The organism is Corallococcus praedator (assembly GCF_003612125.1).
Lineage (GTDB): Bacteria > Myxococcota > Myxococcia > Myxococcales > Myxococcaceae > Corallococcus > Corallococcus praedator.
Genome location: NZ_RAWI01000337.1, coordinates 1 through 10,383, shown reverse-complemented (window position 1 = coordinate 10,383; position 10,383 = coordinate 1). Strand labels below are relative to the sequence as shown.

Sequence of the window (10,383 nt, the reverse complement as noted above, 5' to 3'; positions counted from 1 at the left end):
CTCGGTGGGCGCCATCCTGTCGGTCATCTACGCGGTGGGCCTGTCCGTGGCCCGCATCGACCTGGCCATCGCCATCGGCCTCATCGCGGGCTTCGGCAACATGGTGCCGTACCTGGGCACGAGCACGGCGGAGAGCAGCAGGGAGCGGACGTTCATGGCGACTCCGTTCAAGGGGGCGGCAGTGTCCTCCGCCGCCGGGCCGGGTTCCAGGACCTGGATGCGGTGATGGGGCCCAGAGCAACCCTGCCCTACCGCCTGTTCAACGTCCGGGACACACGGTCAGGTCCACTCTGCCCGGCCGGGCGCCCGCCGACCAGGGCGGCACAAGGGATTTTTCCGCTCTATCCCACCTGGACGCCCGGACAGGTCCGGGGCTTGGGACACGGGGGCTTCCAAGACGGTGGAAGCCCTATGGCGTTCGTTGTACACCCGCCCCGCGCAATCGGCCTTCCGGGCCGTGACCTGTAAGGACGCCCACGATGGAATTCCGCATCGCCTCCGACGAGCTGAAGAAGGCCCTCTATCGCGCCCAGGGCATCGTGGAGCGCAAGACGACGATGCCCATCCTCGCCAACGTGTTGCTCACGGCGAACAAGGGCAGCGTCACCGTCACGGCCTTCGACCTGGACATCGGCGTGGTGTCGGAGCACTCGGCGGACGTGTCCAAGCCGGGCGCGGTGACGCTGAGCGCGAAGTACGTCTTCGACATCGTGCAGAACCTCCCGGACGCGGAGGTGACGCTCAAGAAGCTGGCGAACAACTACGTCGACATCAGCTCCGGCTCCGCGCACTTCAAGATCGTCGGCATGGCCGCCGAGGAGTACCCGAAGCTGCCCAAGGAGGAGAACGCGCCGCTGGTGCAGATCTCCGGCAACGTCCTGCTGGAGATGATCAAGAAGACCCAGTTCGCCATCTCCAGCGATGAGACGCGCTACATCCTCAACGGCGTCTTCTTCGAGCCCCAGGCCAGCGGCAAGGTGCGCATGGTGGCCACCGACGGTCACCGCCTGTCGCTCATCGAGCGGGAGATGAAGGGCGACTTCAAGCTCAAGAGCGGCGTCATCATCCCGCGCAAGGGCTTGATGGAGCTCAAGCGCCTGCTGGATGAGGCGCCGGACGCCGAGTGCCACCTGGGCTTCGCGGAGAACTCCGCGCTGTTCAAGAAGCCGGGCCTCACCATGGTGATGCGCCTCATCGACGGGCAGTTCCCGGAGTACCAGCGCGTCATCCCGAAGGAGGGCGAGAAGGTCGTCCTCGTGCCGAAGACGCGCCTGCTGGAAGGCCTCAAGCGCATCGCGCTCTTGTCGGCGGACAAGAGCAACGCGATCCGCATCGGGCTGGAGAAGGGCAAGCTGCTCATCACCGCCAGCAACCCGGACCTGGGCGAGGCGCGCGACGCGCTGGACGTGGACTACCAGGGCAACGACATCACCATCGGCTTCAACGCGCGCTACCTGATGGACGTGCTGGGCGTCACCGACACGGACGAGGTCAGCTTCGAGCTGGGTGACGAGCACAGCCCGGGCGTGCTGCACGGTCCCGGCGACCGCAGCTTCACGGCCGTGGTCATGCCCATGCGCGTTTGAGCGGGGTCGGCGTCCACCTTCCCACGTCGTCCCGGTCGCACCGTTCCACGTCCGACGCTCCGCGCCATGGGGTGACCTGCGCCCGGCGTTCGGTCTCCTTATGATGGGAGCGTGGCGACCCGTCCGGATGACCTGAGAGCGCGGCTGGAGGACCGAGCGGACCTGCTGGAGGCCACGCGCCTTCGCTACCGCGCGCTGAAGGGCATCCTGGAGTCCTTCTTCTGGAAGGACCGGCTGCGCAACCACTTCGAGCTGCTGCGGGAGGTGGCCACGGTGCAGCCGGAGGTGGACGCGGCGCTCCAGGCGGTGAAGCGCCGTTCGGAGGCGGAAGGCTGGCCGCGCGACACGGGGCCCGTGAAGCTGATGCTGGACGTGTTCCGCCTGCGTGAAGCGGTGGACCGCGCGGCCCGGCGGAGGCTGTCAGCGAAGGACGGCGGACCGGACACGCTGGGGGAAGCGCTGCTGCTCCTGGAGACGGAGGTGCTGGACGCGGGGCCGCTGCTCGGGGGCCGCGTGTGGGCCCAGGCGGTGGAGCTGCTGCCGCGAAACCTGCCGGAGCTGCGGGCCGCGTGCGCCGCGGGCGAGGTGTTCGAGCGGGTCTTCAAGCGTCCCGTGTCGGAGGGCGCGCAGTCGTTCACCGAGGACGAGGCGCAAGAGCTGGCCCGGGCGCTGCCGCTGGGCGCCGCCTCGCTGGTGGCGCTGTGGGAGCGGCTGGAGCGCTACGACACGCGGGGCGGCATTCGGGACTTCCTCCAGCGCAGGATGCGCCGGGCCCCCATGCGGGTGCCGCGCAGCGGACCGGAGCTGCTGTTGCACGCGGCCTTCTGGCACGACGTGGCGCGGGTGCGGGTGCGCGCGGTGCTGGAGGCGGAGCTGTCGCCGGTGGTGCCGCGCGAATCGGAGCTGCCCGCGCTCCTGTCGTGGCGAGCCGAACGCACCGCGAGGCCGGAGCTGCGGCTGGAGTCCGGGGACGCTTTCACGGAAGGGCGCGCGGGAGTGTTGGAGGCGGCGGCGGCGCTGGCGGACCTGTCGCGGGCGCGTCCGTCGGGCGCGTGGAGCGAGGAGACGGCGTGGGCGCGGCTGGAGCAGGCGGCGCACCGGGCTCGGCGTGAGGAGGGGCCGGAGGTGGAGGCCCTGCGGGATGCGCTGCGCCTCTTCGTGCTGCTGCGGGGCCGGACGAGCACGCCGGCGCGGTTGTTCTCACCCGAGCGAGCGACGCCGGCCGCCTTGGGCGTGGGGACGGCGGGAGACCTGCTCGCGCTGGTGCAGGCGGCGAGACACGCGGCCCTGCGTCAGGGCTGAAAAGACAGACGTCGGCCCAGGGGGGATTTGAGGGCGGCGGGAGCCTGCTGTTAGGTTGGGCGCGCCCATGACCTCACCTGTTTCTCCGCCGGCCTCCACCGATGCGCCTTTGCAGTTCGACCGTGCCGAGTTCACCGAGCCGCCCCCGGCGCCCCGGTGCACCGCCTGCCAGCGTGCCATCACGCGCACCTACTTCGAGGTGAACAGCCACCTGCTGTGTCCGGAGTGCCGGGACACGGTGGAGGCGTCGATGGTGGGAGGCTCGAAGTCGAAGCGCTTCCTGAAGGCGACGGTGTTTGGCATTGGCGCGGGCATCGCCGGGGCGGCAGTGTATTACGGCGTGAGCCTGACGGGCTACAACATCGGCCTCATCGCGGTGCTGGTGGGGTGGATGGTGGGCACCGCCGTGTTCAAGGGCTCCGACGGGCGCGGAGGCGCGGGCTACCAGGTGCTCGCGATATTGCTGACGTACCTGTCGGTGGCGGGCTCGCTCGCGCCAGATGTCTACAAGGAGCTGACCGCGCAGCCCGTGGAGGCGGCGACGGGTGAGGCTCCAGCGGAAGGCGAGTCGTTGTCCCCGGAAGGCAACGTCGTCTTCGCGGGCATCATCTCCGTGGCGGCGCCCGTGCTCGTGGGCATCAACAGTCCGCTGTCGGGGCTCATCTACGGGTTCGCGCTGTACGAGGCCTGGCGGCGCACCAAGCGCTCCGAGCTGAACATCGCCGGCCCGTTCCAGTTGGCCGAGGCCTCCCCGGCCACAGAGGAAGCGGCGCCCGAGCGGCAGGAGCAGTCCGTTGGCTGAAGCGCTCGCAATCCCTGTCACGCAGCGCTGCGAGGGATGTGGTTCGGAGCTGGCGCCCCGGCTGCTCACGTGTCCGTCGTGCCGGAAGCTGGTGCATGGGCAGACGTTGAAGCAGCTCGCGGCGGACGCGCAGGCAGCGGCGGACCGGGGTGCGCCGACGGAGGCGCTGTCGCTGTGGCGTCAGGCGTTGGACCTGTTGCCGCAAGGCACGGCGCAGCACGCGCAGGTGCTGGCGCGGGTGGAGGGCTTGAGCCAGCAGGTGGATGCGCTGGGTTTGAAGGTGCCCCTGGCGGAGGCGGAGCGGAGTCGTTCCGGGATGCCCAAGGTGCTCGCGAGCATGGGCGCGCTGGGGCTCCTGCTGTGGAAGTTCAAGTTCGTGCTGGTGCTGCTGCTGGGCAAGGGGAAGCTGCTGCTGCTCGGGCTGACGAAGGCGAGCACGGTGTTCTCCATGCTGTTGGCGGCGGGCGTGTATTGGACGGCGTGGGGCTGGCCGTTCGCGCTGGGGCTGGTGGCGTGCATCTACGTGCATGAGATGGGGCACGTGGCGGCGCTGCGGAACTTTGGTATGCAAGCGAGCGCGCCCATGTTCATCCCGGGGCTGGGCGCGTTCGTGCGCCTGAAGCAGTCGCCGGTGGATGGGCGCGAGGACGCGCGCGTGGGATTGGCGGGGCCCATCTGGGGCAGCGCGGCGGCGGTGGCGGCGATGGTCGCGGCGCTCGTTACGGGATGGAAGGGATTGGGCGCCATCGCGCACGCGGCGGCGTGGCTCAACCTGTTCAACCTGTTGCCGGTGTGGCAGTTGGACGGCGGGCGTGGGTTCCGGGCGCTGGCGCGCAAGCAGCGGTGGATGGCGGTGGGCGTGCTGGGCGCCACATGGTTCCTCACCGGGGAGAGCCTGCTGTTGCTCATCGGTGCGGCGGCGGCGTACCGGGCCTTCGCTTCGCCCGCGCCGGAGGAGGGCGATAGGCGCACGCTGGTGGAGTACAGCGTGCTGGTGGCGGGGTTGGGAGCACTGGGCCACGCCGCGAAGCTGTGGACGGGGGCGGCGCTGTAACCCAGTCACTCGAAGCCAGTGGACGACAGCATGAAACTCAGCGCTGAAGCCAGACTCCGCCGACTCCTCCGTGTCTTCGCCGAGACGGGCGGAGATGGCCCGCGGACCCGTGCCTTCGACAATCTTCCAGCGGACTCACGGGCGCACCTGCTGGAGTACGCGGCGCTGACCGCGGACGAACTGCCCGTCATCGCGTACTTCGGAAGCCCTGTGCACTGGGTGCTCATCACCACGGACCGCATCGTGATGGGGCGTCAGGCCGGGCTTCTGTCCATGCCCTGGGCCGACCTGGAGAACGCCACGACGGACACGGCGCACGTCCACGCTGCGTTCGCCTCCGGCGCTGGCGGCAAGCTGTCCCTGAGCCGGCTCCGGCTCCAGCGTCGCGACGCCGAGGACATGGAGTTCGAGGTCGAAGCAGGGCCCGCGTTCTTCGGGCTCTGGAATGTCCTGAAGACGATCGCGTCCCTCCGGAAGGAGTGAGCCAGCAGCCCGCTTCCACCCGCGCCCACCAGCCAGCGGGGCACACCGCATCTACTTCAGGACGCCCAGTTCGCGAAGCTTCCCGCGAGCAATCTCATTTCGTGGGTCCTTTTGGAGAATGCGACGGTAGAGCCGGACCTTCTCCGCAGGATCGCCTGACAAGGCCGCTTCCAGGGTGAGCACCTGGAGATGCTCAGGGTCGAGCGCCCGAGCCTCCTCAAGCTGCCGGGCTGCAACCTCATCATCGCCCATGAGGAAGTACACGAAGCCGAACTGCACGCGTGCGACCACGTCCTCGGGACAAACGGCCAACAGTCGTTCAAAGGTCGGAACGGAGACCTCTGGCTCCGCGTAGAAGCGCTCCGCGAGGACCCGAAGTCGTGCCGCGTCGGTGACCAGGGCGAGTGCGGCCCGCAGTGCCTGCTCCGCCCCAGGTTCGTTCGTCTCCAGCCGTCTTCGCGCGAGGACCTCAAGCTGGCTGATGGTTTCGCTCATGTGAGTGTTTCCGAAGGTTGCTTCATGGCGCGATGAATGCCGTGTTGAGCGTGATGGTCCCGTCCGCATATCTGAACCAACGAAGGGTCAGGTTAATCGGCATCCCCAACGCATCCTTCACCTGGAGGGTACCTTCAAAAACGGCCCCCGAAGCATTGGTGGACAGGGGGCTGACCTTTCCGTCGAGCTGGCGGACCGCCTCGATGAGCACTTGCCGCTGCTCCGCCCATGTCGGGGCCAGTCGGTCGAGATTGTGCTTGGGGATGTCGACGTGCGCGTCCTTGACCGAGATGCCCCCAGCCCGGCTGCCGGGTCCCCGCGCCACCATGGCGACGGCGTTGGGGGCGAGCCCCACGGTCATGAATCCCTCGGCGATGGAGATGGAACGGACGCCGCCCACCAGCGCCGCGGACAATTGGAAGCCCGCGTTGGTTTCAACCGCGAGCGCCGCCTGGGCGAAGCCCGGAAGCATGGGTCCCTTCGTGGCCAGGTTCGCGGCGCCTCCGCCCAACGCGGCCGTCAGGGCCAGGATGAGGACTCGCGCACCGTTTTGACCCAGCACCTTCCCGAAGGCCCGCCCCGCGTCCTCCAGTTCATCGAAGGCAACAGCCTGCTCTGATTCCTGGGAGAGCCGCTGCCACCCCTTGATGAGGTTGGCGAAGGAATCCAGACCGATGTACGCGATGACGTAGGTCGTCAGCGCGATGGCCACCAGCTTCGTCACTGGCTCGGGCGCGACGACCAGGAGCATGTACGCGGCCATCGCGGAGGTGATCATCGCCTTGAGTGCCAGTGGGTTGACGATCTCGCTCACGGCACCCTGCACGCCCTCCCATACGCCGTCCCAGGCGAAGGACAGGGCCATCTGTCGTCGTGCCCTGGCATCCAGAAAGGTGAAGCCGTCTTCCAGCAGGGAAAGGCATTCTTCCGGTTGTCCCTGCCGCGAGCATCCTGCTCCGGAGTCGCTTCCTCGACTGCGAGGCTCCGGTTCCCAAGAGGCGAGCCGGGCGCGCATCCGCGTTTCCTCTTCGGGCTGAAGAGAGAAGCGCATGTCCAACACCAGCCGGGTCATCACCTGCTGGAATGCATCGGCGTCGACCTCGACGGTGTCCACGCTCCTCGGTGGGCTGTAGACGATGGGCTTTCCCTGACCTGTGTCGAGGTACACCACTCGGGAGGTCGCGCAACCCGCCAGCAGGGTTCCCAGCAGCAGCACTCCTGCCCAACGCAACCTCATGTCGGCCCCCCACGTCGCAGGCTTCTCGGCGTGGGTCATCTCAATCGCGCCCTACAGCCCGGTCGATGCGGCCACGGTGCCGGTGTCGTGCGACGGACAGGACTCAGCAGCCCGCCTCCACCCGCGCCTACCAACCAGCGGGGCACACCGCATCACGGCACTGGCCGCCCGCCGCATCTGTAGTACGAAGGGCCCCCCTTCCGGTGACGCTGTGCGCCTCCTCTCCCTCCAGGTCCAGGACTTCCGCAACCTCCCGGGCGTGCAACTCACGCCCAGCCTCCACGCGACCATCGCCGTGGGGCAGAACGGGCAGGGGAAGACCAACCTCCTGGAGGCGCTCTACTTCCTCGCCACCCTCAAGCCCCTGCGCGCCGGCCGCCTCTCCGAGCTTGTCCGCTGGGGCTCCCAATCCGCCCGCGTCACCGGCCGCTTCCTCCTCAAGGGCGCCGAGCGCGAGATCTCCGTCGAGGTCGGCGGCGGCACCCGCCAGGCCCTCGTGGACGGCAAGAAGGCCTCCAGCCTGGAGGACTACTTCGGCGGCGTCTCCGTCGTCGCCTTCACCCCCGACGACCTGGAGGTCATCAAGGGTGGCCCCGACTCGCGCCGTGCGTTCCTCGACCGCGCCGTGTTCAACCGCTTCCCCGCCTTCCTCCGGGAGAGCCGCGAGTACGCCCGCGCCCTCAAGAACCGCAACCGCCTGCTTCGCGAGGGCGCCACCGTCGATGCCGCGTACCTGGACGCCTACGACGAGACCCTCGCCCGCGCGGGCGCCCGCCTCTACGCCCGCCGCCGCGCGCTGATGGCCGAACTCGCCCCTCGCGCCCAGGCCACCTTCGCCTCCATCGGACGCACCGCCGACCCCGCCGTCTACGGCTACCACCCCGCGCACATCGGCGCCGACTTCGCCCAGGCCGACGAGGCCGCCCTCGCGGGCGCCCTGCGCGAAGCCCTGGCCTCCCGCCTGCGCCGGGACCTGGACCGCGGCTTCACCTCCGTGGGCCCGCACGTGGATGACGTCTCCGTGACGCTCGGGGGACGCAGCGCCCGCGCCTACGCGAGCCAGGGCCAGCAGCGCGCCCTGGTGCTCGGCTGGAAGATCGCTGAAATCGAAAACCTGGAATCCGCCATGGGCTTCCTCCCCCTGCTCCTGCTGGATGACGTCTCCAGCGAGCTGGATCCGGAGCGCAATGCCTACCTCATGGGCTACCTGGCCCAGAGCGGCGCGCAGGTTTTCCTCACCACCACCGACGCAGGGCTCGTCCGGGCCGCCGCCGCCAGTGACTCCCTCTGGCTCACCGTTCACGCAGGCCAGGTGAACACAGACACGCCCGCGGCCTAGCGCACGTGCCGTCGGTTCCAGGGCCAGTGAATGGGCCCGCGCTTCGCCTGATGGGGAACCTGCTCCCGCGTGACATTCCCGAAGTACTCGTAGCGGAACTCCGCCCACAGCAGGCCGAACGCCACCGCGAACAGGAATACCCCCAGCGTCAGCCACCACGCCGTGCCCGTCGCCAGCGCGACGATGCCCAGCACCCCCAGCACCGCGGCCACGCCCAGCGGCACCGTGTCGCGCTGCTTCGACTCGCTGAAGGCCATGCCCATCGCCACCATCGACACGAGCAACAGCGGCCACGCCAGCCAGTACGAAATGCGCGCGTACAGGTTGGCAATCGATAGCAGGAACAGCCCGAATCCAAATACCGCCAGTCCGCCGTCCATCGAATCCTCCTCGTGAGAATCCCCTGGGGACTCCCGGCTGAACATGCGTCCTGCCCCTGTTCGCAGGCACTCCCCCACGGGCCCGGCTCCCTGCGTCCGACCGGGGATACGGCGGGAGAGCGTCACCCTGTGTCTCCCTGGAATACGCCTCCGCGTCGCCGTGTCTGCTTCGTGCCCCCACGAACGCGTGAGTCCCCTGCCAGGAGTCCTTCCAGGGCGACAGGGGCCCGCTGGATGCGGGAGGCGCTGTAGTCGACGTTTGCCCGGACGAAGTTCTTGCGGACGTGCCGGGCCTGCACCATGACGAGCGCCGTCCCACCGGGAGCCCTCGGGACGAACGAATGGTGCCATGTCGCGGATGCTGCTGACGCTCGTGCTGTCTGCCCTGTGCGCGGGGTGCCACCGCGCGACGTTCGAGGACTCGGTGCTCCAGAAGAAGGACGTGAAGTATCGCGTCGGCACCCTGTCCAACGACGTCTGGCAACGCGCCTCGTTCGACGACAATGACCTGGCCTTCGTGGAGCGCGGTGAAACCGGCCGCGTCATCGCCACCAACGCCACCTGCAAGGACCACGACGACCCGGCCCTCAACGTCCTCACGAAGCACCTGCTGATGGGCTTCACCGAACGCCAGGACCTGGGCCAGCGCACCTTCACCCTGGACGGCCGCGAGGCCCTGCGCAGCCGCTACGTCGCCAAGCTCGACGGCGTCCCCGTGTCGCTGGAGCTGGTCGTCCTCAAGAAGGACAACTGCGTCTTCGACTTCAGCTACGTGTCCCCCGTGGGCCAGGCCGACGCGCGCATGGCCGACTTCGAGACCCTGGTCTCCGGCTTCCAGGCGGAGCGCCTCCGATGAGGGCCGAAGCCCAGGCCGCCGCCACCGCCGCCGCCCACCATCCCCCGCGCCCCACCCTCAAGGAGCGCCTCCGCGAGCGCATGGAGTCGCTGGGCTCCCTGTCGGTGATGACCGGCCAGGTGTTCAGCCGCGCCGTGCGCCCCCCGTATGACTGGGCCGGCCTCATCTTCCACACCGAGTCCCTGGGCGTGCGCTCGCTGCCCATCGCGCTGCTCACCGCGACGTTCGCCGGGCTCGTCATCTCGCTCCAGTTCGGCTACTTCCTCGCCCGCTTCGGCGTGCAGTACACCGTGGGCCGCGTCGTCATCCTGACGCTGTTCCGGGAGCTGGCCCCCGTGCTCACCGCCCTCACCGTGGGCGCGCGCATCGGCTCCGGCATCGCCGCGGAGCTGGGCTCCATGACCGTGACGGAGCAGGTGGACGCCATCCGCGCGCTCGGCGCGGACCCGCTGCGCAAGCTGGTGGTGCCGCGCGTGTTCGCGTGTCTCATCGTCATGCCGGTGCTCACCGTGTTCTCGGACGTGGTGGGCCTGGTGGGCGGCGCGCTGGTGGTGCGCTCGCAGTACGGCATCTCCCTGGACCAGTTCTTCCAGGGCGCCATGGACGCGGTGCAGATGGGCGACTTCGTCTCCGGCGTCATCAAGGGCGCGGTGTTCGGGCTCGTCATCGGGCTGGTCGGTTGTTTCAAGGGGCTCGCGGTGGAGGGCGGCACCGAAGGCGTGGGCCGCGCCACCACGCAGACCGTGGCCATCACCTCCGTGTCCGTGTGCCTCGCGGACTTCTTCATCACGAAGATCACGCTCTACTTCTGAAGCGCCCGGACCATGCGCAAGGCCCGCTCCCCCCACG

The 10,383-nt window shown here is 69.0% G+C and carries 11 protein-coding genes and 1 pseudogene; 9 read left to right on the top strand and 3 right to left on the bottom strand.

Annotation, left to right across the window (positions count from 1 at the left end):
• The 6 genes and pseudogenes from D7Y13_RS48305 to D7Y13_RS31430 form a co-directional block, all read left to right on the top strand.
• Window positions 1-226 (top strand): annotated as a pseudogene (locus D7Y13_RS48305) (hypothetical protein); the annotation flags it as partial.
• A gap of 253 nt (window positions 227-479) precedes the next feature.
• Complete coding sequence (dnaN, locus tag D7Y13_RS31450; RefSeq protein ID WP_120537956.1) at window positions 480-1,586, top strand: DNA polymerase III subunit beta; 1,107 nt, start codon at window positions 480-482, stop codon at window positions 1,584-1,586.
• A 111-nt stretch (window positions 1,587-1,697) separates the two neighbouring features.
• On the top strand, window positions 1,698-2,888 hold the full coding sequence (locus tag D7Y13_RS31445) for a hypothetical protein (RefSeq protein WP_120537955.1): 1,191 nt from the start codon (window positions 1,698-1,700) through the stop codon (window positions 2,886-2,888).
• Window positions 2,889-2,955: 67 nt separating this feature from the next.
• A complete protein-coding gene (locus tag D7Y13_RS31440) occupies window positions 2,956-3,690 on the top strand; it encodes a hypothetical protein (RefSeq protein ID WP_147444519.1) in 735 nt (244 codons plus the stop codon).
• A complete protein-coding gene (locus tag D7Y13_RS31435) occupies window positions 3,683-4,744 on the top strand; it encodes a site-2 protease family protein (RefSeq protein ID WP_120585729.1) in 1,062 nt (353 codons plus the stop codon). The genes D7Y13_RS31440 and D7Y13_RS31435 overlap by 8 nt, the downstream gene beginning before the upstream one ends.
• Before the next feature lie 30 nt (window positions 4,745-4,774).
• Window positions 4,775-5,227 (top strand): hypothetical protein, encoded by a 453-nt coding sequence (locus tag D7Y13_RS31430; RefSeq protein ID WP_147444518.1) that lies wholly within the window; start codon window positions 4,775-4,777, stop codon window positions 5,225-5,227.
• 51 nt (window positions 5,228-5,278) lie between these two features.
• Here D7Y13_RS31430 and D7Y13_RS31425 read toward each other — a convergent pair whose 3' ends face one another.
• Both D7Y13_RS31425 and sitA5 read right to left on the bottom strand, forming a co-directional pair.
• Window positions 5,279-5,722, bottom strand: coding sequence for a tetratricopeptide repeat protein (locus D7Y13_RS31425; protein ID WP_120585727.1), 444 nt, complete (start codon window positions 5,720-5,722; stop codon window positions 5,279-5,281).
• A 22-nt stretch (window positions 5,723-5,744) separates the two neighbouring features.
• Window positions 5,745-6,959 carry a SitA5 family polymorphic toxin gene (gene sitA5, locus D7Y13_RS31420; protein WP_439329245.1) on the bottom strand — a complete coding sequence of 405 codons (1,215 nt, stop codon included), beginning with the start codon at window positions 6,957-6,959 and terminating at the stop codon, window positions 5,745-5,747.
• Window positions 6,960-7,170: 211 nt separating this feature from the next.
• On the opposite strand from sitA5, the gene recF reads away from it, so the two are divergent.
• A complete protein-coding gene (gene recF / locus D7Y13_RS31415; protein ID WP_120585726.1) occupies window positions 7,171-8,298 on the top strand; it encodes a DNA replication/repair protein RecF in 1,128 nt (375 codons plus the stop codon).
• Here recF and D7Y13_RS31410 read toward each other — a convergent pair.
• Entirely contained in the window at window positions 8,295-8,678 is a 384-nt protein-coding gene (locus tag D7Y13_RS31410; RefSeq protein ID WP_120538125.1) for a hypothetical protein, read from the bottom strand. The two genes, recF and D7Y13_RS31410, sit on opposite strands and share 4 nt — an antisense overlap.
• A 349-nt stretch (window positions 8,679-9,027) precedes the next feature.
• Here D7Y13_RS31410 and D7Y13_RS31405 point away from each other — a divergent pair, with 349 nt between their 5' ends.
• Both D7Y13_RS31405 and D7Y13_RS31400 read left to right on the top strand, forming a co-directional pair.
• Window positions 9,028-9,534 carry a hypothetical protein gene (locus tag D7Y13_RS31405; RefSeq protein WP_120538126.1) on the top strand — a complete coding sequence of 169 codons (507 nt, stop codon included), beginning with the start codon at window positions 9,028-9,030 and terminating at the stop codon, window positions 9,532-9,534.
• Entirely contained in the window at window positions 9,531-10,346 is an 816-nt protein-coding gene (locus tag D7Y13_RS31400; protein ID WP_120630870.1) for an MlaE family ABC transporter permease, read from the top strand. The genes D7Y13_RS31405 and D7Y13_RS31400 overlap by 4 nt, the downstream gene beginning before the upstream one ends.
• Window positions 10,347-10,383: the final 37 nt, after the last annotated feature.

Bases quoted from the DNA above. Each gene is read 5' to 3' on its own strand.
- dnaN (WP_120537956.1), top strand. From the start codon at position 480: ATGGAATTCCGCATCGCCTCCGACGAGCTGAAGAAGGCCCTCTATCGC.
- D7Y13_RS31440 (WP_147444519.1), top strand. From the start codon at position 2,956: ATGACCTCACCTGTTTCTCCGCCGGCCTCCACCGATGCGCCTTTGCAG.
- D7Y13_RS31430 (WP_147444518.1), top strand. From the start codon at position 4,775: ATGAAACTCAGCGCTGAAGCCAGACTCCGCCGACTCCTCCGTGTCTTC.
- D7Y13_RS31425 (WP_120585727.1), bottom strand. From the start codon at position 5,722: ATGAGCGAAACCATCAGCCAGCTTGAGGTCCTCGCGCGAAGACGGCTG.
- sitA5 (WP_439329245.1), bottom strand. From the start codon at position 6,959: ATGAGGTTGCGTTGGGCAGGAGTGCTGCTGCTGGGAACCCTGCTGGCG.
- D7Y13_RS31410 (WP_120538125.1), bottom strand. From the start codon at position 8,678: ATGGACGGCGGACTGGCGGTATTTGGATTCGGGCTGTTCCTGCTATCG.
- D7Y13_RS31405 (WP_120538126.1), top strand. From the start codon at position 9,028: ATGTCGCGGATGCTGCTGACGCTCGTGCTGTCTGCCCTGTGCGCGGGG.
- D7Y13_RS31400 (WP_120630870.1), top strand. From the start codon at position 9,531: ATGAGGGCCGAAGCCCAGGCCGCCGCCACCGCCGCCGCCCACCATCCC.